We start from the raw sequence: 24,496 nt of genomic DNA, 5'->3' as shown, positions 1-24,496 counted from the left end.
CACACCCAACATCAGCGCAAAGGTTACACCCCTTGGGGGCAGGTGGTGCTACGCAAGCTGCTGCAACGCATCACGCCCACAGGGCTGAATGATGTGTTCAATTTGGTACTTGCCCTGGAATTAGAGCAGGACAAAGCCCAGACCCAAGCACAGGAATATGAAGCGCAAGCCAAGCGCCATCAGCAAGCCCAAACAACCATCCAACAATTGCAACGTTGGGCCGATTTACTGGCCCCTGGCCCCTTGGCCAGTGCAGATGTCAGCCGCTTGGCCGGGCGGGCTTTTGCCGATGGCCCTTGTTTTGCCATTGTGTTGCCCGTATGTGACCCTGCGCCCGAGTTTCTGGCCGAGGCGGTGCATTCGGTGCTGCAACAAAGTTACCGCCATTGGCAATTGTGTATTGCCGATGATGCCAGCACGCATCCACCGGTGCTGGCGCTGCTAGAGCGTTTGCAAGCGTTGGCGCTTCAAGATGGCCGTGTGCGTATCCAACGCCGTTCAGAGCGTGGCGGTATTGTGGCGGCCAGTCAAACCGCCTTGGCTTTGGCCGATGCCGATTGGCTGGCTTTTTTAGACCATGATGACCGCTTAGACCCCGATGCCCTGCTAGAAATGGCCGCCCATATCCGGGTGCAGCCTGCCGTGGAATGCCTCTACACCGATAGCCGCCAGATTGACCGCAATGGTGTATTGCTACACACCTACCACAAGCCGACTTGGGCACCAGAAACCCTGTTGCACCTCAATTACATCAACCATTTCTCGGCCGTGCGTGCCGACGTGTTTCAGCAAGTCGGTGGTTTGCGCGCCGGATTTGATGGCAGCCAAGACTGGGATTTATGGTTGCGATTGGCGGAACGTCCCCAGCTACAAGTGGGCCATGTGGCCTTGCCGTTGTACGACTGGCGCGCCAGCGAGACCTCCGTCGCCTACGATGCCTCTGCCAAGCCCTATGCTTTTGCTGCCGCCTGCCGCAGTGTCAGTAGCCATTTGCAACAGCGTGGGCTGCTTCAGGTGCAAAGCCAAGTCGCCACCCAAGGGGGTGGTTTGCGCCACCAGTGGCAAGCCCCCTTAGAACCGCTCACGGCAATTATCCTCACCCACCACAATCCTGAAGACTTGGCGCGGCTTTTAACGTCGTTGTTGCAGCAAGATTACCCTGATTTGCGGGTGTTGCTGGTGTGCAATCGGGTCTCTTCTGAAGACCAAGCCACACAAGCTTTGTTGGCCTTGGCGCGGCAACAAGTGGGCTGGCAGGTGCTGGACGATGACCGAGCGTTCAATTGGGCCGCGCTCAATAATGCGGCTGCCCGCCATGCGGAGACCCCCTGGCTGTTGTTTCTCAACGACGATATAGAGTTCACAGCACCAGACACCTTGACCCAGTTGGCCCGTTATCTCACGCTCGATGCGGCGATTGGCATTGTCGGGGCGCGTCTGGAATATGCCCCAGAAGATGGTGGTGGTTTGCAGCACGATGGCGTGGTAACCGACCGTGTCTGGGGGGCGCACAACGTCACCAACGAAAGCGATGGCAAGGGCTTGCACATACCACGCAATGTATCCGCCGTGACCGGGGCTTGTCTGCTGACACGGCGCATGGTGTTTGAGGCTTGCAATGGTTTTGACGAGCGCTTTGCCGTCTCTTTCAACGATGTGGATTTCAGCCTGCATGTACGCCAACTTGGCTGGCGGGTGGTACAGGCCAGCGATGTGGGCTGCATTCACCGCGAGTCGCGCACCCGTGGAGCGATTGACTCTGAGGCCAAATACACAGAGCTGCACCGAGAATTGCAACTGTTGCGCGACAAGTGGGGCGATTTCTTGCAAGAAAACTACCGTCTGCATTACCAAATGCGTTATGTAGGCACCCACATCATTGCTACCCATCCAGCAACAACATCATGACTGAGCTTTCTTTTGCGGACGGCGTGGCACGCGCCATGACCGAGGCCGATTGGCCAGCAGTGCAAGCTGGGTTCATGCACAGTTTTTTAGACCACCGCGCACCGGCAATTTGGGCGTGGCGCTACCAGCTGCATTTGCCCGGCCAGAGTGGCTGGATCGCTGCCATTAGTCAAGCCAACGATGGTACGTTGGCCGCGTTTGTCGGGGCCAGTGTGCATCGCTGTTGGATACACGGGCAGGAATTGCCGCTGCTGTTGGTACGCGATCACTATAGCCACCCCTTGTGGCGCGGGCGTGTGGGCGCGGCGCGGCAGGGGCCTTTGGTGATGGCTGCAAAAACGTTTCATGCAATGGCCGATGCCAACGCGGTGGCGCTGGCGGTCGGTATCGGCTTGGACAGAACGACGCGTTTAGAGCATCTGTTGGGCCTGTGTTCTTTGTACCAAAATGGTAGCTGGTGGCAGCTTACCCTGCCAGCGGCACACAAGCCAAACTATGGCCATGCGGTTCAAGTGCTGGCTACCGATTTTTCCGAACCCATTTGGAATGATTTCTGGGCTGAGCGTCGGCAGGGCTTGAAGGCGGCGCTGGTGCGAGACCAAGCCTTCTTGGCTTGGCGCTTTGCTGACCGCCAAGGCCGCTGCTATTGGCGTTTTGCACTGTGGTCGGTATTGTCGGCGGTGCCTGTGGGCTTTGTGGTGCTTACGCCCACGGATGCAGGGCAGGCGGTGTTGGTTGATATCATGCTGCCCGAGCAACCCCAGGCTGTCCGTGACGCTTGGAATCCAATCGTGCAATGGCTACAAGCGCGTGGCATCTCTCAGGTTCGTACTTTTTTAGGCAAAGCCTGCCCCGCCTATGCGTGGCTGGCCCGCTGGGGCTTTGTTCCGCTGGAGGCCCCCTTGCCGGTGCAGGCGGTGTACCGCAGTTACAGCGCTTTGCCAGAAGGCATAGACCTGAACCAAGATTACGCCTTCACCTTGGCCGATAGCGATTTGTATTGAGTTACTTTTTCTCGGTTCACTTGCGCTTGGATACAGTTCTAGGGCTGGATGGGTGAATAGACCTAGACAAGCTGGGAGATAATCCCCCTTTCCTTACCCCCAGCGGAGAGAACCCCTTGCTGTCGATTATTCAAGCCGCAGGCTGGCCTATCTGGCCCCTTATAGTCTGCTCCATTTTGGCGCTGGCGCTCATTTTGGAGCGCTTTGTGGCCTTGCGTGCGGTGCGTGTCACGCCACCCCAATTGCTGCAAGAAGCCATGAGCGTCTCTAGCAGTGGCGTTCCCAGTGCCGATGTCGTGGCCCAATTGGCGCAAAACTCGGCCTTGGGCGAAGTGCTGGCCAGTGCTTTGCAGGCCCTGAACACCAACCCGCGTTGCTCGGAGGCCGATTTGCGTGCCACCGTAGAAGGCACTGGGCGTGCGGTGGCCCATCGGCTCGAAAAATACCTCACGGCCTTGGCCACCATTGCCTCGGCAGCGCCTCTGTTGGGCTTGCTGGGTACCGTGATTGGCATGATTGAAATTTTTGGTGCCCAAGTGGGCGCTGGCGGTTTGGGCCAAGCGATGGGCGGTGGCAATCCAGCTAAATTAGCGCATGGTATTTCGGTGGCCTTGTACAACACGGCGTTTGGTTTGATGGTGGCCATTCCGGCACTGATTTTCTGGCGCTACTTCCGTGGTCGTGTGGATGCTTATCTGCTCACGTTAGAGCTGTCGGCAGATAAGTTTGTGCGCCATTTGCTGCTGTTGCGTAAATGAACTTCCGCCCGCGCCAAAAAGAAGAGCCGGAGATCAACCTGATCCCGTTCATCGACGTGTTGCTGGTGATTCTCATCTTTTTGATGTTGACCACCACTTACAGCAAATTCACCGAGGTGCAACTAACGCTACCGGTGGCCGACACCGAACAATTGCGCGACCGCCCCAAAGAAATTATTGTGGCGGTGGCCGCCGATGGGCGCTATGCCGTCAACAAAACAACGCTTGCTGGCAAAGGCATTGACCCAGTAGCCGATGCCCTGCGCGAAGCCAGCAAAGGCCAGGCGGGCAGTGTGATTGTGATTAGCGCCGATGCCACGGCACCACACCAATCCGTCATTACCGTAATGGAAGCGGCGCGCCGTGTCGGTTTAACGCAAATTACCTTTGCCACCCAATCCTCGGCCAGTGCGGGCATCGGCAGTCCCTAAGCCACGCCCAGCTACGCCAACTGCCGCTAGGCCGGAGGCAGCATTGCGGCAGTGGTGGCAGCAACGCGGCCTAGCGGCGCGGCTGTTGTGGCCGCTGTCGCAACTGTACCGCCTGCTGGCTGCTGGCCAGCGGCTGCTGTACCGCCAAGGCTGGCGCACCGCACAGCATCCGGGCGTGCCTGTGGTGGTGGTGGGCAACGTGATTGCCGGTGGTGCGGGCAAAACCCCGGTGGTGATGGCGGTGTTACGCCATTTGCAGGCCCAAGGCTGGCAGCCGGGCGTGGTTTCGCGCGGTTATGGTCGCCAAACCACGGATGTCCGTTTGGTGCAGCCCGATAGCAGCGCGCAAGCGGTGGGCGATGAGCCTTTGCTCATTGCCCGTACCTGCCAAGTGCCGGTGGCCGTAGCACGCCAGCGCATCGCTGCGGCGCGCCAGCTGCGGGCGCAACACCCCGAGGTAAATATCATTATTTGTGACGATGGCTTACAACATTGGGCCTTGGCGCGTGATGTAGAAATTTGCGTCTTCAATGAGGATGGCATTGGCAACGGTTGGCTATTGCCCGCTGGCCCCCTGCGCGAGCCTTGGCCGCGTGCGCTTGATTTGCTGGTGTATGCAGGCACCGCCGCCCCAGCAGGCAGCAGCGCCCCTGGTTTTGCCTTGCAACGCCAATTGGCCCCTAGGGCCGTGCGCGCCGACGGCAGCACGGTGGCCTTATCCGACTTGCAAGGGCAAGCCTTGGTGGCCGTGGCGGCCATTGCCCGGCCCGAGCGTTTTTTTACCATGCTAGAAGCGCAAGGCTTGCGCTTGGCGCAAACCGTGGCCCTGCCCGACCATTTCAGTTTTGCTGCTTGGCACTGCCCGGCCCCACCCGGCCACATCCTGCTGTGTACCGAAAAAGATGCCGCCAAACTCTGGCGCTACTATCCCCAAGCCTTGGCGGTGCCCTTGCAGCTACAGTTGGTGCCGGGATTTTTTAGCGCCTTGGATGCTTGCTTGGCGCGCACACTATCATCGCGTTCTCCTTCCTGACATTGTGAGCCTTGCCCTGCTATGGATTCCAAACTGCTTGAACTGCTGGTCTGCCCCGTGACCAAAGGCCCGTTAATTTATGACCGCGAATACCAAGAGCTGGTCTCGCGCAGCGCGCGCTTGGCCTATCCGGTGCGCGATGGTATTCCGGTCTTGTTAGAAGACGAAGCCCGTCCACTCACCGACGACGAAATCGAGCATTGGGCCGCTGCTGCATGAGCGCCCATCCAGCCGTTTTTACGGTACTGATTCCGGCGCGCATGGCCTCTAGCCGTCTGCCCAACAAACCCTTGGCCGATATTGCCGGTTTGCCGATGGTGGTGCGCGTGGCCCAACGGGCGGCCCAAAGTGGTGCTTTGCGTAGCGTCGTGGCCTGCGACGATGCCCGTATCCAGCAGGTTTGCGCGGCCCACGGCATCGAAGCCATCCTGACCCGTGCCGACCACTCCAATGGCAGTGACCGCTTGGCCGAGGCTTGCGCCCTACTGGGTTTGTCGGGCGATGATGTCGTGGTCAATGTGCAAGGCGATGAGCCTTTGATAGACCCGCTGCTGATTGCTGCTGTGGCCGAATTGCTGCACCGGCACCCCGAGGCCAGCATGGGCACTGCCGCCCATCGCATTGACAGTTTGGCCGACTACCACAACCCCAACGTGGTCAAGGTGGTGCTGGATGGGCGTGGCATGGCGCAATACTTTAGCCGTGCCCCCATTCCCCATGCGCGCGATACGCCAGCCACTGCATGGTGGGATGGCCAGGCCGCGCAAAACCAGCCCGGCGTAGCGGCTTTGGCAGATTTTGCCCCCCTGCGCCATATTGGCTTGTACAGTTACCGTGCTGGGTTTTTGCGCCAGTTTCCACAACTGGCCCCGGCCCCCACCGAGGCCCTTGAAGCGCTAGAGCAATTGCGCGCCCTGTGGCATGGGCAGCGCATCGCGGTGCATGTGGCAGCCAACGCCCCCGGCCCCGGTGTCGATACCCCGCAAGATTTAGAGCGCGTGCGTGCTATGCTTGCCAGTTGACCCAAGCGCTGTCCGCAAGCCCTTTGCAGACAGCGGCTTTGTCCATTTTTACACCCAGAGGCAAAGGATTTCTCATGAGACTGATTCTGCTCGGCGCACCCGGCGCTGGAAAAGGCACCCAAGCCACCTTCATTTGCCAAAAATATGGCATTCCACAAATTTCAACCGGCGACATGCTGCGTGCTGCGGTCAAGGCGGGCACTGCGTTGGGCATCCAAGCCAAGGCAGTGATGGATGCGGGCGGTTTGGTCAGCGATGATTTGATTATCAACTTGGTCAAAGAGCGTATTGCCCAGCCCGATTGTGCCAATGGTTTCTTGTTCGATGGCTTCCCGCGTACCATTCCGCAAGCCGATGCCATGAAGGCTGCTGGTGTCAAGCTAGACTATGTGCTAGAAATTGACGTGCCCTTTGATGCCATCATTGAGCGCATGAGCGGTCGTCGTTCGCACCCCGCTTCGGGTCGCACCTACCACGTCAAATTCAACCCGCCCAAGGTGGAAGGCGTGGATGATGTCACCGGCGAGCCACTGGTGCAGCGCGAAGACGACAAGGAAGAAACCGTGAAGAAGCGTTTGGATGTGTACAGCGCCCAAACCCGTCCGCTGGTGGACTATTACAGCCAATGGGCCGCCCAAGAGCCAGCGGCTGCGCCCAAGTACCGCGCCATCAGCGGCACCGGCAGCGTCGAAGACATCACCGCACGCGCTTTTGAGGCTTTGGCCAGTTAATTCTGTCGCTGTGCTGTGATCACCGCGCCCTGCCTTATGGCGGGGCGTTTTTGTTGGCTTGCTGGCACAACAACTGCCATAACAAGCTGATACGTGCTTTAATTGGACTCAAGCCAAGCGCCCACGGCCAAGGCGGTGGCTGTTTTGGGTGACAAACCAAGGCCCCCCACGGGCAACGGCTGGCTATCAGCAACGCTACCCCGGCAGTCTGGGCGCGCTCCAAGGCAGGAAGCAAGGCTTGGTGGACGCTGCCATTGCCGGTGGCTGCTACCACCAAGCCTTGCACGCCACTGGCGACCAAAGCATCCACGGTAGCAGCACTGGCACCCGCATGGCTGAAGATGATTTCTACCCGAGGCCAAGCGGTGTTGGGCTGCAAAACCTGCGCTAGGTGCTGAGGGCTGGTCGGGGCGGCTAAGGGCCACGGCTGTGCCAAGCGTATTTGACCTTCTTCTACCCAACCCAGTGGGCCAGCATCGCCCGAATCAAAGGCATCCAGCCGGTAAGGATGCACTTTTTGTACCCGCTGGGCGCTGTGGAGGGTTCCGGCGCATACCGCTACCACACCTTGCGCCCCAGCATGAGCAGCAACGGCCAAAGCGTCGCGCAGGTTTTGCGGGCCATCGGCAAACAAGGCCGTAGCGGGGCGCATAGCGCAAGTCAACACCACCGGCTTGTGGGCGGCTAAGGCCAGATGCAAAAACCAAGCGCTTTCTTCTAGCGTATCGGTGCCGTGGGTAATCACCATGCCCTGCACCTGCGGCTGTTGCAAATAATGTTGGCAGCGCTGCGCCAAGGCCTGCCAGATGGGAAAATCCATGTCTTTGCTGTCAATTTGCGCCACTTGCTCGGCCAGCAAGGTCATGCCCGTGGGCACGCCGCCCGGCCCCAGCGCTTGCAACAAGGTTGCTACCGATTGTTGTGCCGCTTGGTAGCCTAGGTTGTCATGGGCAGAAGGGGCGACACCGGCAATCGTGCCACCCGTACCCAGCACCACAATAGCAGGCCGTGACGACATGACAGCGGTGTTTACAACGCATTGCCCGGCACGGCAGCATTGCGGCTACCACGCCAAGCGCCAAAAATGGCAATCAGGCCCGGCACCAAAATCAAGCCCCAAATAATCTTTTCTAAATTGGCTTGCACCCAAGGCAGGTTGCCAAAAAAATAACCTGCGCTGCAAATGCCCAGCACCCAAACCAAAGCCCCGAACACATTAAAGGCGCTGAACTTGCGCCTGTCCATGGCCGCCACCCCGGCCACAAACGGCGCAAAGGTGCGGATGAAGGGCATAAAGCGCGCCAGCACAATCGTGATGCCACCGTAGCGCTCGTAAAAGGCATGGGCTTGGTCAAAGGCGCGGCGGTTAAACCAGCGCGAGTTCTCCCACTGGAACACCTTGGGGCCAAAGTAGCGCCCTATCATGTAATTGCATTGGTCGCCCAAAATGGCGGCCAGCAGCAGCACCGTGCAGGCGGGGACAAACTCCATCATGCCAACACCACACAAAGCGCCGACAATAAACAGCAAAGAATCGCCCGGCAAAAATGGCATCACCACCACGCCGGTCTCGACAAACACAATGATAAACAGCAGCGCATACACCCAAGCGCCATAGGCCAGCACAAAGGCTTGGATGTGCTTGTCCACATGCAGGATGAAATCCAAAAGAAAAGAAATAGCTTCCATGAAGAGGGGTTCCGGTCGGTAGCGGGCGATTATCGCTATGCCTACAATCGGTGCGGTGAATGCCCCTACTGCCTCCCACCCCACCCCGTCTTCTTTGCCAGCGCAGGGCGTGCGCCCGATTCGTGAGCTGCCCGATGAATTAATCAGCCAAATCGCCGCCGGAGAGGTGGTAGAACGCCCAGCCTCGGTGCTGCGCGAGTTGCTGGACAATGCCTTGGATGCTGGAGCCACGCAAATTACCGTGCGCCTGCTTGCCGGTGGTGTGCGCCTGATAGCCGTAGAAGACAACGGCAGCGGCATCCCACAGGCGGAGTTGGCTTTGGCTTTGCGTCGCCATGCCACCAGCAAAATCACCAATCTGCACGATTTAGAAACCGTGGCCACGATGGGTTTTCGTGGCGAGGCACTGGCGGCGATTGCATCAGTCTCTGAAACCGCTTTGCTCTCGCGCCCAGCCGGACAAAGCAGCGCTTTTTTGTTGGATGCCCGCACGGGTGAATTACGCCCGGTGGCACGCAACCCCGGCACCACGGTGGAAGTGAAAGAGTTGTTTTATTCCACCCCGGCGCGGCGCAAGTTTCTCAAATCCAATGCCACCGAGTTGGCCCATTGCATCGAAGCGGTGCGCCGCCAAGCGCTGGCCCGGCCTGATGTGGCTTTCGAGATTTGGCACGAGGGCAAGCTGCAAGAACAGTGGCGCGCTACCTTGGTGCCCGGCCAAGAAGGCCACGATGCCCTCGCGCGTCGTTTGGCCGATGTGTTGCGGCAAGACTGGGTAGCAAGCTCGCTGGCGCTGCAACACCCAGAAGGACCATTGAGCATCACCGGGCGCGTGGGCCTGCCCGATACGGCGCGTCCACGCGGGGATCAGCAGTTTGTCTATGTGAATGGGCGTTTTGTGCGCGATAAAGTCATCAGCCATGCCGTGCGTAGCGCCTACGAAGACGTATTGCACGGCCAGCGCCAGCCCAACTATGCGCTGTATATTGACATCGACCCAGCACAGGTGGATGTGAATGTGCATCCCACCAAAATAGAAGTACGCTTTCGCAACAGCGGCGCGGTGCATCAGGCAGTGCGCCACGCCGTAGAACAGGCTTTGGCTGCGCCACGCGCTGGTCAAGCCAGCAGTGCAGCGGCCCCCAGCACCAGCGCTGCACCTGCTTCCCCAGCTGGCTCTGTTGCCCCCATTGGCCCGATTGTCCCTATCGCCCCAGCACGGCAAGCCAGAATGCCGCTGGAAGAACGGGCCGGACACCGCGTGCAAGATTTGCAGCGCTTGTGGGAGCCTGCCAAAGTAGCCCCCTTGCCCCCCCAAACAGCGGCGCACATCGCGCCACCTGCAAGCACAGCCGCCACTTTGGCCCCCAACGCCAGCAGCCCTGACCTGAATGGCCCGGTGTGGCCGCTGGGGCGGGCATTGGCGCAATTGCATGGCATTTACATCTTGGCGCAAAACGATGCCGGTTTGGTGCTGGTCGATATGCACGCGGCGCACGAACGCATTGTGTATGAGCGCCTCAAAGCCCAAGCCGAACACGCTGGCCCACTGGCGAGCCAAAACCTGCTGATTCCGACCACCTTTGCGGCTACTCCAGCAGAATTGGCCACGGCAGAAGACCACGCCAGCACTTTGACACAACTTGGGCTAGAAATTACGGCTTTTTCTGCCAAAACCTTGGCGGTGCGGTCTGTGCCAGCGGCATTAGCACAAGGCGATGCCGTGGCGCTGGCGCGTAGCGTGCTGGCCGAACTGGCCAGCCACGAGGCCAGCACGGTGCTAGAACGGGCGCGCAACCCTATTTTGGCCAGCATGGCCTGTCATGGGGCGGTGCGCGCCAACCGCGCCCTGACTTTGGAAGAAATGAACGCCCTGCTGCGCCAAATGGAACGCACCGAACGCGCCGACCAATGCAACCACGGGCGGCCCACGTGGCAGCAGCTGAGTTTGCAGGAGTTGGATGCCTTGTTTTTGCGAGGCCGTTAAAACGCTGCTGGCCTGCGCTAGGGTTCTGGGACGCTGTTCATACAGGGTTAAGCTGGCACCGGTATGGTGGGCATCCTTTATTGCCCATTCGCGCCGATTTATCGCGCGCCTTCTCCATGCTTTTTGATTTGACCACCGGCGCACCACGGCGCACCTTGCGCGCTGCTGCTGCGGCCTGCACCCTTGTTCTTTTTCCTTTGGCCCAGGCCGCAGAGACAACACTGGTCTGGTCAGCCGCCCAAATTCAGGCTGCTGGCCTGACCACCCAAGTCATCACCAGTGCCAACGCCAGCCCCGGCACCGGACTGGTATTGCAAGGCACGGTAGAGCTACCCGCCCAAGCTACCGAGCTTTTGAGTGCCCCGCTGGCAGGGGTGGTGCAACAAGTGTTGGTCAGTCCGGGCCAGCAGGTCAAAGCAGGCCAAGCCGTGGCCCAGCTACGCAGCATGGAGCTGGTCACTTGGCAGCGTGAGCTGCTGCAAGCCCAAGCCCAAGCCCGATTGGCTGCCAGCAAACTAGCGCGCGACGAAAAACTCTATGCCGAAGGCATCATTGCGGGCCTGCGCTTGCAAGACAGCCGCACCCAGCACGAGCTGGCCCAACTGGCCGTGCGCGAGCGCCGCCAAATGCTGCAAATGGTGGGTGTGTCCAACGCCAGCGCCCAGCTACAACCCAGCCTGACCCTGCGTGCCAGTGTCAGCGGCACCGTGTTAGAAGTCACGGCCAGCCCCGGCCAAAAACTCAATGCGGGCGAATCAGTGGCCAAACTGGCGCGCAGTGGCCAGTTGGCCATCGCCCTGCAAGCCTCGCCAGAGCAAGCGGCCAATTTGCGTGTGGGGGCCTTGTTGGCACTGCAAGGCTGCAAAGCCCCTGCGCGCCTGACAGCTATCGTGCCCCAAGTCAGTGCCAGCAACCAATCGGTGCAACTGCGCGCCTCCTTCAGCGCTGCCGAAGACTGCTTGCGCGTCAACCAGTTTGTGCAGGCCACAGTGATTCCACCGTCGGGCAGCGCAGCGGCAGACAGCAGTTTGGGCATTCCGGCGCAATCCGTGGTGCGCCACGAAGGCAAAGCCTATGTGTTTGTCAAAACCCCCAAAGGCTTTGTGCCCACCCCGGTAGAACTGGCCGAAGAAAGCGGCAGCATTTTGCGCGTGCGTAGCGGCTTGCAAGGCGGCGAGACCATCGTGCTGCACGGCACGGCGGCCCTCAAGGCCGCTTGGCAAGGCATTGGCGGTGGGGCGCAATAAATGTTGTCACGCCTGATTGCTTTTTCTCTGTCGCAACGGCTACTGACGGCCTTGTTTGCGTTGGCCTTGCTGGCCGCTGGCGTGCTGGCGCTGCGCGAGTTGCCGATTGATGCCTTCCCGGATGTCTCGACCACCCAAGTCAAAATCATCCTGAAGGCCCCCGGCATGACCCCGGCGGAAGTGGAGGCGCGCATTGTCGCCCCGATTGAGCAAGAACTGCTGGGCATTCCGCACCAAGTGATGTTGCGCTCACAGAGCAAATACGCCATTGCCGACATCACGCTCGATTTTGCCGATGGCACGGATATTTACTGGGCGCGCCAGCAAGTGAGCGAGCGCCTCAGTGGTGTCATGGGCGATTTACCTGCCGGCCTCTCGGGTGGTTTGGCCCCCATCACCACGCCTTTGGGCGAAATGTTCATGTTCACGGTAGAAGGCGATGCCAGTTTGGCCGAAAAGCGCAAACTCCTCGATACCGTGATTCGCCCGCGCTTGCGTAGCATTGCCGGTGTGGCCGATGTCAACACCTTGGGCGGCATGGTGCAAACCTTCGAGGTGGTGCCCGATGTCGCCGCCTTGGCGGCGCGCCAAGTATCGTTGCAACAGCTGCAAGACGCGCTGGCCGCCAACAACCGCAACGATGGCGCGGGCCGCCTCTCTAGCGGCGAAGAATCTCTGCTGGTGCGTAGCGATGGCAGTATCAATAGCCTGGACGATGTGCGCGCCATTGGCGTGCTGCAACGCAACGGACTGGCCGTGCGCGTGGGCGATGTCGCTAAAGTCCAATTGGGCGCACTCACGCGCTATGGCAGCGTGACGCAAGACGGCAAAGGCGAGGCGGTAGAAGGGCTGGTATTGGGCCTGCGCGGTGCCAATGCACAAAAATTGGTACACGATGTCAAGGTGCGGCTGACAGAAATCGAGGCCACCTTGCCCCAAGGACTCAAAATTGTACCCTTCTATGACCGGGGCAACTTGGTCGAGCGCGCTGTGGGCACCGTCACCAAAGCCCTGACCGAGGCCATCGTGCTGGTGCTGGTGTTGTTGCTGCTGTTTTTGGGCAACCTGCGCGCCGCGCTGGTGGTGGCCCTGATTTTGCCGCTGTCGGCCTTGGCCACTTTTGTGCTGATGCAGCAATGGGGCTTATCGGCCAATTTGATGTCGCTGGGTGGCTTGGCAATTGCGATTGGTATGTTGGTGGATGCGGCAGTGGTGGTGGTGGAGAACATCGAGGCGCGCCAAGCCGAGCCGGGTTTGTCGCGCCTGCACAGCATGTACCGCGCCACGCAAGAAGTGGCCACGCCGGTGGGGGCGGGGGTCATCATCATCATGATTGTGTTTTTGCCGCTGCTCACGCTGCAAGGCTTAGAGGGCAAATTGTTTGGCCCGGTGGCCCTGACGATTGTGTTTGCGCTCGGGGCCTCGTTGTTGCTATCGCTCACGGTGATTCCGGTGCTGGCCTCGCTGCTGCTCAGTAGCAAGCACCACGGCCCGCCGTGGTTGGTGCGTAAGCTGGAGGCTGCCTATACCCCGTTGCTGGATGCAGCGCTCAAGCATTCGCGCACCGTGGTGGTGTTGTCCTTGCTGGCGCTGGCCGGAGCGCTGGCGCTGTTTCCGTTCATTGGTAAATCCTTTATGCCCTCCTTGGACGAAGGCGACATCATCATGCAGGTCGAAAAACTGCCCTCCATCCACTTGGACCAATCGGCCGCCACCGACCAAGCCTTGCAACGGCGCATCTTAGAAGCCGTGCCCGAAGTCAAAAGCATCGTGGCGCGTGTAGGTTCGGACGAACTGGGCCTAGACCCGATGGGCCTGAACGAAACCGATAGCTTTTTGGTGCTGCAACCGCGCGAACAATGGCGCTTTAAGACCAAGGCCGAGCTGATTGATGCGATTCGGCAGGCCGCCGAAGGCATTCCCGGCATCAACCTGAGTTTTACCCAGCCCATTGAGATGCGAACCTCCGAGATGCTCTCGGGCGTGCGCGGTGATTTGGCCGTCAAGGTGTTTGGTGGCAATGCCGATGAGTTGTCCCGCTTGGCGAGCGAGATTGTGGCGGTACTAGAGGCGCTGCCCGGCAGTGAAGATGTCCTGACGGCGCAAAACGGCGGCGTGCAGTATTTCCGCATCCAAATTGACCGCATGGCCGCTGGCCGTTTGGGCATGACGGTCGAGCAGATTCAAAACGATTTGCGTGCCTTGGTTGAAGGCCAGCGTGTTGGCACCGTGATGCAAGAAGGCCGCCGCGTGCCGCTGGTGGTGCGTGGCAGCGAGCAGCTGCGCCTCTCACCCGAGCAATTTTCTCAACTGAGCTTACCAACCCCCGACGGCCAGGTAGTGGCCCTGAGCGAGTTGGCCAGTTTGGATGTCACCGATGGCCCGGTCAAAATTGAGCGCGAACAATCTTCGCGCATGGCCGTGGTGCGCGCCAATGTGCGCGGACGCGATTTGGTCGGTTTTGTCGCCGAGGCCCAAGCCGCCGTGGCACAAAAAGTCCAGCTGCCCGCCGGTTATAGCTTGGCGTGGGGCGGCCAGTTTGAAAACCAACAACGTGCCGCCGCGCGCCTGTCTTTGGTGGTGCCGCTGGCGCTGGCCTTGATTGTGGGGGTGCTGTTTGCCACTTTGGGCAGTTTGCGCCAAGCGATTTTGGTGTTTGCCAATATCCCGCTGGCCTTGATTGGTGGCGTGGTGGCCTTGGCCGTGTCGGGCGAGTACCTCTCGGTGCCGGCCTCGGTGGGCTTTATCGCCCTGATGGGGATTGCGGTGCTGAATGGCTTGGTGCTGGTCACCTGTTTTAACCAGTTGGCCGCGCGCGGACTCTCGCCGCATGAGGTGGTGCGCCAAGGTGCCTTGCGCCGCTTGCGCCCGGTGCTGATGACGGCCAGCATCACCGCGCTGGGCTTGATTCCGCTGCTGCTGGCCACTGGCCCCGGCTCCGAAATCCAACGCCCACTGGCGATTGTCGTGATTGGTGGTTTGGTCAGTTCTACCCTGCTCACTTTGGTACTGCTGCCAATTTTGTACCGCCGTTTTTCTGTTCCTGTTCAAAAGGTGGCCGCATGAGCCTATCCACTCCTACCAAAACCCCACCCGATTGCCTCTTGACCCTGGCTTTGCCCCAATCTCTGGAAGAAGAAATGTTAGACCTGCTTTTGAGTCACCCCGACATGGCACCGGGCTTTACCGTGGTGCAGGGCCAAGGGGTAGGCAGGCATATTCAATTGGCCTCGGGCATGGAGCAGGTACAGGGCCGGGCGCGGCGCATCATCGTGCAAGTGGCTTTGGCACAAGCACAGTTGCCTAGCTTGCTGGCCATTTTGCGCCACGAGCTGCCCAGCCCGCAAATTGCCTACTGGGTGGTGCCCTTGTTGGCGTTTGGCAGACTGGGAGTATCAGCATGATGTGGCATTTTTTACCAGCTTTGACACGCCGTTGGCGTTGGGGTGCGGGCCTGTTGTGCCTGAGCGCCGCTGGCAGCGTTTTGGCGCAAACCGCGCCCGATTTATTGCCCTCCAGCCCGCAGGTGATGCAAGTTTTGCAACAACTGCCTGCGGTGCAAATGGCCAAGGCGGGCCTGCCTTTGGCCCAAGCCCGCAGCCAGCGCCTACAAGCAGGCCCGCACGAGTGGTCTGCCCAAATCACACTGAACCGGCGCAATGACTTGGAAAGCCAGCAGCGCTTCACCGAGCCAGAAATCAGCCTAGAAACCCCCGTGCGCTGGCCCGGCAAAGCCGCCGCCGACCGCCAGTTGGGGGCCACAGAAATCAGCTTAGGCGCATTGGCCTATGCCGATGCTTGGCACGAGGCCGCCCGCAGCCTGCTCAACGATTGGTTCGATACCCTGCGCGACCTACGCAGCGCCAATTTATTAGAGGCACAAAGCCAATTGGTCAGTAAGCAACTAGGCAACACCGAACGCCGCGTACAAGCTGGCGAGGCCGCCCAGCTAGAGTTACAAGCCGCCCGCGCCGAGCAAGCCCGTATCCAAGCCCAGTCCATGCGGGCGCGTTTGCAGGCCGATACCCGTGTGCAAACCTTCCAACGCCTCTATCCCGGTTTAGCGCTGCCCACCGATAGCCTGCCAACAGCACCAGCAGCACGGCAAACCACTGCTGACACCCCCGAACCCAGTTTGGCCGCCGCAGTCGAGCAGATATTGGCCGATAACCACGAGCTAGAGCTGGCCCAAGCCAAAGCCCAGCAGGCCCAGCAGCAAGCCCAGCGTGCCAGCCTAGAGCAGCAAGCCGACCCTACGGTGGGGGTACGCGCCGCCCGCGAACGCGGTGGACAAGAACGGGTGTGGGGCGTTTACCTCTCGATACCCTTGGGCCGAGCCGGACGCCAAGCCGACTACCAAGCCGCACTGGCACAGGCAGACATCGCCCAGCACGAGTTACACCGCACCCGCCAGCGGGTAGAAGCAGCTGCTTGGCAAGTGGCCAGCGCGGTAGCGCAAACCAAAAAAGTCAATGTGCAGCTACAACAGGCGCTAGAGCAAATGCAGCGCAGTGCCGCACTGCAAGCGCGTGCCTACGAACTGGGTGAAAGCGAACTCAATGACGTACTGCTGGCCCAGCGCAGCGCCCTAGAAGCCCTGCTGGCGGCAGATGCCGCTGCCCTAGAGGCCACCCAAGCCCAAGCCCGCTGGCAGCTAGATACCCACCAACTCTGGTCTTTGCCCCATCCGGCCACACACTAAATGCCCAAAAATGGGGAGCTTGCATCGCTTTGGTGCATTCAGGCATAACTTTTTGACATAATGTTGCACTCAAATAATGCAACGTTCTTTTTCAGCCAAAGGTTTTTTAACATGAAGTACCAGTCCGTCGGCCAATTCCTTGAACAAGTCGCCCAGCGCAACCCCGGCCAGCCTGAATTTTTGCAAGCCGTGACCGAGGTCATGGAAAGCCTGTGGCCCTTCATCGAAAAAAACCCCAAGTACGCCGAGTTCGGTTTGCTGGAGCGTTTGGTCGAGCCTGAGCGCGTCATCATGTTCCGCGTCAGCTGGGTGGATGACCAAGGCCAAGTCCACGTCAACAAGGGCTACCGCATTCAGCACAACATGGCGATTGGCCCCTACAAGGGCGGCCTGCGCTTCCATCCCTCGGTCAACCTGTCGGTACTCAAGTTCTTGGCGTTTGAGCAAACCTTCAAAAACGCCCTGACCACCCTGCCGATGGGCGGTGGCAAGGGTGGCTCCGACTTTGACCCCAAGGGCAAGAGCCAAGGCGAAATCATGCGTTTCTGCCAAGCCTTTGCTTCCGAGCTGTTCCGCCATGTGGGCGCAGATACCGATGTGCCCGCCGGTGATATTGGCGTTGGTGGCCGCGAAGTGGGCTTTATCGCTGGTATGTACAAAAAGCTGGCCAACCGTGCCGACTGTGTGTTCACCGGCAAGGGCATTAGCTTTGGCGGCTCCCTGATTCGCCCCGAAGCCACTGGCTACGGCACCGTGTATTTTGCCGACGAAATGCTCAAAGTGCGTGGCAAGTCGTTTGCTGGCCTGACGGTGTCGGTGTCGGGTTCGGGCAACGTAGCCCAATACGCGGTCGAGAAGGCCATGCAGTTGGGTGCCAAAGTCATTACCGTGTCCGATTCGGGCGGCACCGTGGTGGACCAAGCCGGTTTCACCCCCGAGAAGCTGGCCATCCTGATGGACATCAAGAACAACCAGTATGGCCGCGCCAGCGACTATGCCGCCAAGGTGGGTGCCGAATTCCTGCCCGGCGTGCGCCCTTGGGGTGTCAAGGTGGATGTGGCGCTGCCCTGCGCTACCCAAAACGAGTTGGACGAAGCCGATGCCAAGACCTTGATTGCCAATGGCGTGGTTTGCGTGGCCGAAGGGGCCAACATGCCCTCCACCATCGAAGCGGCCAAGGCTTTTGAAGCTGCTGGTGTGTTGTACGCACCCGGCAAGGCTTCTAACGCCGGTGGCGTCGCCACCTCTGGCCTCGAAATGAGCCAAAACGCCCTGCGCCTAAGCTGGACGCGTGAAGAAGTCGATGCCCGCCTGCTGGGCATCATGCAAGGCATCCATGCCGCTTGCCTGCAATACGGCCAGCGTGCCGATGGCAGCGTGAGCTACATTGACGGCGCTAACGTAGCTGGCTTTGTCAAAGTGGCTGATGCCATGTTGGGCCAAGGCGTACTCTAAAACGCCCTAGGTAAATTTCGGCTGCTCGCCCCAACTCTATGCAGATAGAGTCTGGGGCTTTTGCCCATGTGGAGTTAGCGCCTTGGGGCGGGCATAGGCTAGACTGGCCTAATAGTTTGTCTATGGATGCCGACCGTCTTTATGACCCCCCAAGATTTCATCACCAAATGGGGCGCGCCCGGCGGCGTACCCGGCCCGGCCTATGGCCTGAACGAAGAACAAGGCGCACAAAGCCATTTTTTGGATTTGTGCGAGCTGCTGGACGTGCCCAAGCCCGGCAGCGCTGCGGGCTACTTGTTTGAAGAAAAAAGCTACATTATTGGCGGCAAAACCGGCTATGCCGACGTATCGCTGCGTGGCGTGTTTGCTTGGGAGAACAAAGCCCCCGGCAAAAATCTGGATGCCGCGCTCAAGCAGTTGCTCAGTTACAGCTTGGCGCTGGCCAATCCACCGCTGCTGGTGGTGTCGGACCGTCTCACCATTCGCATTCACACCCAGTTTACCGGCCACCCCAGCCAAACGCACACCATAGAGATTGAGGAGCTAGACCAGCCCGAAAAGCGCGCCCTGCTACGCCGCATTTGGACGGCCCCCGAGAGCTTCAAACCGCGCCAAACCAACCGCGACATTACCGAAGCCGCCGCGCGCAGTTTTGCCACTCTGGCCGAAGGCTTGCGCCAGCGCGGCGCAGGCGATGCCAACGCGGTAGCGCATTTTTTAACCCAATGCTTGTTTTGCTTTTTTGCCGAAGATGTAGGTTTGCTGCCCGACCGTATGTTTGAGCGTTTGGTCAATAACCAAAAAATTGCCCCTGAACGCTTGGGCCAAGGCTTAGAACAACTGTTTGGTGCCATGCAAAACGGCGGTTTGTTTGGCGTGGCGGATATTCCGTGGTTTAACGGCGGCTTGTTTCAAACCATTCACGTTCCGGCCTTGACCGCGCCCGATGTGTTAGAACTGCGCCGCGCCGCGCAACTCAATTGGAGCGCGATTGATGTATCCATTTTTGGCACCTTGTTTGAGCGTGGCCTAGACCCGGCCAAACGTAGCCAATTGGGCGCACACTATACCGACCCGGCCACCATTGAGCGCATTATCGACCCGGTGATTCGCCGCCCGCTGCTGCGCCAGTGGCAAGTGGTAGCGCAAGAAATTAAAACCCTGATGGCCCCTTTCAAGAAAAAGGGCGATAAACATTATCGCGCGGCCCAAGCGCGTTTTGTGCAGTGGTTGGATATGCTAAAAAATTACCGCGCCCTAGACCCAGCCTGCGGTAGTGGCAATTTTTTGTTTTTAGCGCTCAAATGCCTGAAAGACGTAGAACACCACAGTCACCTAGAAGCCACCACACTGGGTTTAGAGCGTGAGGCCGATTTGGTAACCGGGCCACACAATGTATTGGGGATTGAGCTGAACGAATATGCCGCTGAGTTGGCGCGTGTGACGGTGTGGATTGGGGAGTTGCAATGGCGTTTGGCGCACGGTTATGAATTTAAGATGAACCCGGTGCTGGAAGCCTTGGAGCATATCGAATGCCGCGATGCCTTGCTCCATTTTGGCACAAACACCGTGACAGAAGCGGCTTGGCCGCTGGCCGACGTAGTGATTGGCAATCCGCCGTTTTTGGGTGGCAGTAAAAAGCGGGGTGAACTGGGTGGTGCTTATTTTGAAGCGCTGAAAACCGTTTACGATAAGCGCGTACCCAGTGGCGCAGATTTGGTTTGTTATTGGTTTGATAAGGCGCGCGCACAAATAGAGGCGGGTCAGTTGAAACGTGCTGGATTGGTCACCACCAATTCTATCCGAGGCGGAGCCAATCGCAAGGTATTAGAAGCAATTTGTACCAATAGCCGGATTTTTGAGGCTTGGAGCGATGAACCTTGGATTAACAATGGCGCAGCGGTTCGGGTGTCTCTGGTGTGTTTTGGTGATGAATTAGGAGCTACTCTGAACGGAACGGAGGTTCATAGTATCCATCCTGACCTTACGGGCAACAGTGCAGAAAGTTCAGAAATTGCAAGCACTAATTTGACTACGGCGGTAATTTTGCCAGAAGCTGCTGGCACCTGCTTTATGGGAGCATCGAAAAAAGCCCCCTTTGATATTGATGGCGATACCGCCAGAAGTTGGTTGGCTTTGCCCAATCCACATCAGCAATCAAATGCCGAAGTGGTACGCCCCTTATGCAATGGCATTGACCTCAATCGCCGCTGGGGTGACCGTTGGATTGTGGATTTTGGCACGAAAATGTCAGAGGCAGATGCTTCATTATTTGAAGCGCCATTTTCTTATGTGTCTAAAGAAGTTAAACCTTTACGAGAAACAAATAATCGCGAATCTTATCGAAAGTTTTGGTGGCGACACGCAGAAGCCAGGCCAGGAATGCGTGTCGCTTTGGCCAATTTACCACGCTTTATTATTACGGCAGCCGTCGCTAAATACCGCATTTTTGTTTGGATGCACAGCGCGGTTTTAGCAGACCAAGCCACCTTGGCCATCGCCCGCGCCGATGACACCACCTTGGGCATTTTGCACAGCCGTTTTCATGAACTGTGGTCTTTGCGGATGTGTACCTTTTTAGGCGTAGGCAACGACCCGCGCTACACCCCCACCACCTGCTTTGAAACCTTCCCCTTCCCGCCCGGCCTCACGCCCCAAGACACCGCGCACCAGCGCACCGAAGCGCTGGCCGATGGCGCATACATTCCGGCAGATTTAACAGCGCCAGCGGTGCGCGCAGCAGCCAGCGCCATCGCCCAAGCCGCGCAGCGCCTCGATACCCTGCGCCAAGGCTGGCTCCACCCGCCGCAATGGACACAGCGCCTGCCCGAAGTGGTGCCGCTGGGCTTGGCACAATCGCCCTACCCCGAGCGCATCCTGCCGCTGCCCGGTTTTGAAAAAGAGCTGGCCCAGCGCACCCTGACCAAACTCTACAACCAACGCCCCGCATGGCTGGCCGCCGCGCACGCGCAACTCGATGCCGCCGTGGCGGCGGCTTATGGTTGGACAGACTACACGCCAGAGATGCCCGACGAAGAAATTTTGCGCCGCTTGTTGGCCCTCAATCTGGCACGCAGCCAAGCCGCCTCCGATTAACTGGCACTGGGGGGTGCGCTGGCCGCTACCCTGCTTATTTTTTCTTTTTTATGACTGCTCCTCCCCCCGCTCCGGGCTTTAACCTGTCCCAATGGGCGCTAGACCACCCAGCACTGACGCGCTACCTGATGATTGTGCTGATGCTGCTCGGCTTTGCGGCCTATTTTCAGCTGGGGCAAGACGAAGACCCACCATTTACCTTCCGCGTCATGGTGGTGCGTACCCTGTGGCCGGGCGCCACCGCGCAGCAAGTGGCCGAGCAAGTCACCGACAAGCTAGAGCGCACGCTGCAAGAAGTGCCCTATGCCGACAAAATTCGCAGCTACTCCAAGCCCGGCGAGTCGCAAATCATCTTTCAGATTAAAGACTCCTCGCCCGCCAACCAAGTCGCGCAGGTTTGGTACACGGTACGCAAAAAAATTGCCGATATGCGCTACACCCTGCCCCAAGGGGTGCAGGGGCCATTTTTTAACGACGATTTTGGCGATGTCTATGGCGTGATTTACGCACTAGAGGCCGAGGGCTTCAGCCCGGCAGAACTCAAAGTCTTTGCCGACGAGGTGCGCCAACAACTGTTGCGCGTGCCCGATGTGGCCAAAGTAGAGCTGTTTGGCGTGCAGGATGAAAAACTGTTTGTCGAAATTTCGCAAAAGCGCCTGTCCCAACTCGGGCTAGACCTGAACGCTGTCTTGGCCCAACTCGGTCAGCAAAATGCCGTCGAAAATGCCGGTGCCGTGCAAACCCCGCAAGACCAAATCCAAGTGCGCGTGGCCGGTCAGTTCAATGCCCCAGAGGAGCTGCAAGCCATGCCGATTCGGGGGGCCTCCGGGCGGCAATTGCGCTTGGGTGATATTGCCGAGGTACGGCGTGGCTATGTGGACCCGCCTAATGTCAAAGTGCGCCACCAAGGCCAAGAAGTGATTGCTTTGGGTGTCTCTATGGCCAAGGGCGGCGACATCATCGCCTTGGGCCAAGCCTTGCGCCAAACCGCCGATGTGCTGGCCAAACAACTGCCTGCCGGAGTGCGCCTGGTCAATGTGCAAGACCAACCCCAAGCCGTGGCCGATTCGGTGAATGAATTCGTCAAAGTGCTGATAGAAGCGGTGCTGATTGTGCTGCTGGTCAGTTTTATCAGCTTGGGCCTGCACCGCCGCCCCAGCCCCCAGCGTTGGTGGCAACGCTGGACGCTCGACCCCCGGCCCGGCTTGGTGGTGGGCATCACCATCCCGCTGGTGTTGGCCATCACCTTTTTGGCCATGTGGTACTGGAACATCGGGCTGCACAAAATATCCTTAGGCTCGCTCATCATTGCGCTGGGCTTGCTGGTGGACGATGCCATCATCGCGGTAGAAATGATGGTACTCAAGCTCGAAGAAGGCTACGACAAACTGCGCGCCGCCACCTTTGCCTACGAAGCCACCGCCATGCCCATGCTCACGGGCACCTTAATCACTGCCGCTGGTTTTCTGCCGATTGGCATTGCCAAATCGGTCACGGGTGAATACACCTTTGCCATTTTTGCCGTTACCGTGATTGCGTTGGTGCTATCTTGGGTGGTGTCGGTGTATTTTGTGCCCTACTTGGGCACCCTGATTCTCAAGCCGCCACCGCATATCCAACCCGTACCCGCTGCCCCCGGCGCACCCGCAGGCATCCATGCCGACCCGCACGAGGTGTTTGACACCCCGTTTTACACCGCCTTTCGGCGCGTAGTCTATTGGTGCGTAGAGCATCGTTGGCTCACCATCGCGGCCACCGCCCTGATTTTTGCCTTGGGTGTGTTGGGCATGGGCCGGGTGCAGCAGCAGTTTTTCCCAGACTCCAACCGGCCCGAAATTTTGGTCGATGCTTGGTTTCCTGAAGGTACTTCAATGGCAGGCAATGAAGAAGTCACGCGCCGCCTAGAAACCCGCCTGCGCGCCCAACCGGGCATCACCAGCGTGACCACGTGGATTGGCTCGGGCGTGCCGCGTTTTTACCTGCCGTTAGACCAAGTATTGCCACAGACCAATGTGTCGCAGTTCATCGTCATGTCCAAAGACCTGCCGACGCGCGCTATCTTGCTGGAGCAACTGCCCGCCATCATGGCCAGCGAGTTTCCCGAAGTGCGGGGCCGCGTCAAACTGCTACCCAATGGGCCGCCGGTGCCCTACCCAGTGCAGTTCCGCGTCATGGGGCCAGACCCGGTGATTTTGCGCGCCCGCGCCGATGAAATCAAAGAAGTGCTACGCGCTGCGCCACAAATGCACGGTGTCAATGACAACTGGAACGAATCCATCAAAACCATGCACTTAGAAGTTGACCAAGACAAAGCGCGTGCGCTGGGCGTGAGCAGCCAAAGCATTGCCCAAGCCTCTAGGGTGATGCAATCGGGCGTAAGCATTGGCCAATACCGCGAAGGCGACAAACTCATCGACATCATATTGCGCCAGCCCGAGCAAGAGCGCCGCTTTATCACCGATATTGCCAATGCCTACCTGCCCACCGCGTCGGGCCAGAGCATTCCACTGATGCAAATTGCCAAGCCCGTGTTTGCTTGGGAGCCGGGCGTGTTGTGGCGCGAAAACCGCGATTACGCCATCACCGTGCAAGGCGATGTCACCACCGGCGTGCAGGGCGCTACCGTCACGCAAGCCCTGTTGCCCGCTTTGCGCCAAATAGAAGCGCGCTGGCACGCTGCGGGCCAAAATGCCTATCGCCTAGAAGTCGCGGGTGCAGTAGAAGAAAGCGCCAAAGGTTCGGCCTCGATTGCCGCTGGCGTGCCCATCATGCTGTTTATCACCTTCACCCTGCTGATGCTGCAATTGCACAGTTTTAGCCGCGCGCTGCTGGTGTTTTTAACCGGTCCGCTGGGCATTGCGGGTGTGGCAGCGGCGCTATTGCTGCTCGACCGGCCGTTTGGCTTTGTCGCCTTGCTGGGCGTGATTGCCTTGATGGGCATGATTCAACGCAACTCCGTGATTTTGATTGACCAAATCGAAAAAGACCGCGCCCGTGGCGTGCCCGCATGGGATGCAATTGTCGAAGCCGCCGTGCGCCGCTTGCGCCCGATTGTGTTGACCGCCGCCGCCGCCGTCTTGGCCATGATTCCGCTGTCGCGCAGTGTGTTCTGGGGGCCGATGGCCGTGGCCATCATGGGTGGCCTGATAGTGGCCACCGTCCTCACTTTATTGGGCCTGCCTGCCCTGTACGCCGCCTGTTTTAGGGTCAACAAACCCAAACCTTTATGGCAAAATCGCCAAAACGGCTTGCCAACAGGTTAAAATAACGGACTCACCAATTTCACACAGGCGGTAGGCTTAGCGTTGCCGCCCTGTTTGTTAGAAGAGTGCGCGGGTGGCGAAATTGGTAGACGCACCAGGTTTAGGTCCTGACGCCAGCAATGGTGTGGGGGTTCGAGTCCCCCCCCGCGCACCACTCTTTTTGTAAAAAC

The 24,496-nt window shown here is 59.1% G+C and carries 18 protein-coding genes and 1 tRNA gene; 17 read left to right on the top strand and 2 right to left on the bottom strand.

Going from position 1 to position 24,496, the window contains the following annotated elements:
• The 8 genes from PHX60_RS10960 to adk form a co-directional block, all read left to right on the top strand.
• Positions 1–1,908 (top strand): glycosyltransferase (locus tag PHX60_RS10960; protein ID WP_300077338.1); only part of this gene is annotated, 1,908 nt, incomplete at its 5' end.
• A complete protein-coding gene (locus tag PHX60_RS10955; protein WP_300077336.1) occupies positions 1,905–2,912 on the top strand; it encodes a hypothetical protein in 1,008 nt (335 codons plus the stop codon). The genes PHX60_RS10960 and PHX60_RS10955, both read left to right, overlap by 4 nt.
• 116 nt (positions 2,913–3,028) lie before the next feature.
• Positions 3,029–3,670 carry a MotA/TolQ/ExbB proton channel family protein gene (locus PHX60_RS10950; protein ID WP_300077334.1) on the top strand — a complete coding sequence of 214 codons (642 nt, stop codon included), beginning with the start codon at positions 3,029–3,031 and terminating at the stop codon, positions 3,668–3,670.
• A complete protein-coding gene (locus PHX60_RS10945) occupies positions 3,667–4,101 on the top strand; it encodes a biopolymer transporter ExbD (protein ID WP_300077332.1) in 435 nt (144 codons plus the stop codon). The genes PHX60_RS10950 and PHX60_RS10945 overlap by 4 nt, the downstream gene beginning before the upstream one ends.
• 43 nt (positions 4,102–4,144) lie before the next feature.
• Entirely contained in the window at positions 4,145–5,134 is a 990-nt protein-coding gene (gene lpxK, locus PHX60_RS10940; RefSeq protein WP_300077330.1) for a tetraacyldisaccharide 4'-kinase, read from the top strand.
• A gap of 21 nt (positions 5,135–5,155) precedes the next feature.
• A complete protein-coding gene (locus PHX60_RS10935; RefSeq protein ID WP_300077328.1) occupies positions 5,156–5,353 on the top strand; it encodes a Trm112 family protein in 198 nt (65 codons plus the stop codon).
• The gene (gene kdsB, locus PHX60_RS10930) at positions 5,350–6,156 is read left to right on the top strand and encodes a 3-deoxy-manno-octulosonate cytidylyltransferase (RefSeq protein WP_300077326.1); all 807 of its coding nucleotides are present in this window, start codon (positions 5,350–5,352) and stop codon (positions 6,154–6,156) included. Before PHX60_RS10935 ends, kdsB begins: the two co-directional genes overlap by 4 nt.
• Positions 6,157–6,230: 74 nt before the next feature.
• Positions 6,231–6,887: an adenylate kinase gene (gene adk, locus PHX60_RS10925; protein WP_300077324.1), complete on the top strand. Its 657-nt coding sequence runs from the start codon at positions 6,231–6,233 to the stop codon at positions 6,885–6,887.
• A 34-nt stretch (positions 6,888–6,921) separates the two neighbouring features.
• Here adk and PHX60_RS10920 read toward each other — a convergent pair whose 3' ends face one another.
• Together PHX60_RS10920 and PHX60_RS10915 are read right to left on the bottom strand one after the other, a co-directional pair.
• Entirely contained in the window at positions 6,922–7,905 is a 984-nt protein-coding gene (locus PHX60_RS10920; RefSeq protein ID WP_300077322.1) for an asparaginase, read from the bottom strand.
• An 11-nt stretch (positions 7,906–7,916) separates the two neighbouring features.
• Positions 7,917–8,576, bottom strand: a complete 660-nt coding sequence (locus PHX60_RS10915; RefSeq protein WP_300077320.1) for a DedA family protein — start codon at positions 8,574–8,576, stop codon at positions 7,917–7,919.
• Between the two features lie 37 nt (positions 8,577–8,613).
• Between PHX60_RS10915 and mutL the strand changes: the two genes are divergently transcribed.
• The 9 genes from mutL to PHX60_RS10870 all read left to right on the top strand — a co-directional run bounded on the left by mutL (position 8,614) and on the right by PHX60_RS10870 (position 24,480).
• On the top strand, positions 8,614–10,563 hold the full coding sequence (gene mutL, locus PHX60_RS10910) for a DNA mismatch repair endonuclease MutL (RefSeq protein WP_300077318.1): 1,950 nt from the start codon (positions 8,614–8,616) through the stop codon (positions 10,561–10,563).
• 80 nt (positions 10,564–10,643) lie between these two features.
• The gene (locus PHX60_RS10905) at positions 10,644–11,810 is read left to right on the top strand and encodes an efflux RND transporter periplasmic adaptor subunit (protein ID WP_300077316.1); all 1,167 of its coding nucleotides are present in this window, start codon (positions 10,644–10,646) and stop codon (positions 11,808–11,810) included.
• On the top strand, positions 11,811–14,876 hold the full coding sequence (locus tag PHX60_RS10900) for a CusA/CzcA family heavy metal efflux RND transporter (RefSeq protein ID WP_300077314.1): 3,066 nt from the start codon (positions 11,811–11,813) through the stop codon (positions 14,874–14,876).
• A complete protein-coding gene (locus tag PHX60_RS10895) occupies positions 14,873–15,214 on the top strand; it encodes a DUF3240 family protein (RefSeq protein ID WP_300077312.1) in 342 nt (113 codons plus the stop codon). Before PHX60_RS10900 ends, PHX60_RS10895 begins: the two co-directional genes overlap by 4 nt.
• Positions 15,211–16,512 carry a TolC family protein gene (locus tag PHX60_RS10890; protein ID WP_300077310.1) on the top strand — a complete coding sequence of 434 codons (1,302 nt, stop codon included), beginning with the start codon at positions 15,211–15,213 and terminating at the stop codon, positions 16,510–16,512. Before PHX60_RS10895 ends, PHX60_RS10890 begins: the two co-directional genes overlap by 4 nt.
• Positions 16,513–16,623: 111 nt before the next feature.
• Positions 16,624–17,967 (top strand): NADP-specific glutamate dehydrogenase, encoded by a 1,344-nt coding sequence (gdhA, locus tag PHX60_RS10885; RefSeq protein WP_300077308.1) that lies wholly within the window; start codon positions 16,624–16,626, stop codon positions 17,965–17,967.
• Positions 17,968–18,108: 141 nt separating this feature from the next.
• Entirely contained in the window at positions 18,109–21,063 is a 2,955-nt protein-coding gene (locus PHX60_RS10880) for a DNA methyltransferase (RefSeq protein ID WP_300077306.1), read from the top strand.
• A 50-nt stretch (positions 21,064–21,113) separates the two neighbouring features.
• Positions 21,114–24,326 carry an efflux RND transporter permease subunit gene (locus PHX60_RS10875; protein ID WP_300077304.1) on the top strand — a complete coding sequence of 1,071 codons (3,213 nt, stop codon included), beginning with the start codon at positions 21,114–21,116 and terminating at the stop codon, positions 24,324–24,326.
• 67 nt (positions 24,327–24,393) lie between these two features.
• Positions 24,394–24,480 (top strand) — tRNA-Leu (locus PHX60_RS10870).
• Positions 24,481–24,496 lie beyond the last annotated feature (16 nt).

This window comes from Giesbergeria sp. (genome assembly GCF_028686475.1).
Taxonomy (GTDB): Bacteria; Pseudomonadota; Gammaproteobacteria; order Burkholderiales; family Burkholderiaceae_C; genus Simplicispira.
The sequence above is the reverse complement of the archived record's forward strand: the minus strand, read 5'-3'. Positions and strand labels throughout refer to the sequence as shown.

Excerpts from the sequence above, each read along its gene's own strand:
- PHX60_RS10890 (WP_300077310.1), top strand. The coding sequence starts at position 15,211 with ATGATGTGGCATTTTTTACCAGCTTTGACACGCCGTTGGCGTTGGGGT.
- PHX60_RS10955 (WP_300077336.1), top strand. The coding sequence starts at position 1,905 with ATGACTGAGCTTTCTTTTGCGGACGGCGTGGCACGCGCCATGACCGAG.
- kdsB (WP_300077326.1), top strand. The coding sequence starts at position 5,350 with ATGAGCGCCCATCCAGCCGTTTTTACGGTACTGATTCCGGCGCGCATG.
- mutL (WP_300077318.1), top strand. The coding sequence starts at position 8,614 with ATGCCTACAATCGGTGCGGTGAATGCCCCTACTGCCTCCCACCCCACC.
- adk (WP_300077324.1), top strand. The coding sequence starts at position 6,231 with ATGAGACTGATTCTGCTCGGCGCACCCGGCGCTGGAAAAGGCACCCAA.
- PHX60_RS10900 (WP_300077314.1), top strand. The coding sequence starts at position 11,811 with ATGTTGTCACGCCTGATTGCTTTTTCTCTGTCGCAACGGCTACTGACG.
- PHX60_RS10880 (WP_300077306.1), top strand. The coding sequence starts at position 18,109 with ATGACCCCCCAAGATTTCATCACCAAATGGGGCGCGCCCGGCGGCGTA.
- PHX60_RS10945 (WP_300077332.1), top strand. The coding sequence starts at position 3,667 with ATGAACTTCCGCCCGCGCCAAAAAGAAGAGCCGGAGATCAACCTGATC.
- PHX60_RS10920 (WP_300077322.1), bottom strand. The coding sequence starts at position 7,905 with ATGTCGTCACGGCCTGCTATTGTGGTGCTGGGTACGGGTGGCACGATT.
- PHX60_RS10875 (WP_300077304.1), top strand. The coding sequence starts at position 21,114 with ATGACTGCTCCTCCCCCCGCTCCGGGCTTTAACCTGTCCCAATGGGCG.
- PHX60_RS10935 (WP_300077328.1), top strand. The coding sequence starts at position 5,156 with ATGGATTCCAAACTGCTTGAACTGCTGGTCTGCCCCGTGACCAAAGGC.
- PHX60_RS10895 (WP_300077312.1), top strand. The coding sequence starts at position 14,873 with ATGAGCCTATCCACTCCTACCAAAACCCCACCCGATTGCCTCTTGACC.
- PHX60_RS10915 (WP_300077320.1), bottom strand. The coding sequence starts at position 8,576 with ATGGAAGCTATTTCTTTTCTTTTGGATTTCATCCTGCATGTGGACAAG.
- gdhA (WP_300077308.1), top strand. The coding sequence starts at position 16,624 with ATGAAGTACCAGTCCGTCGGCCAATTCCTTGAACAAGTCGCCCAGCGC.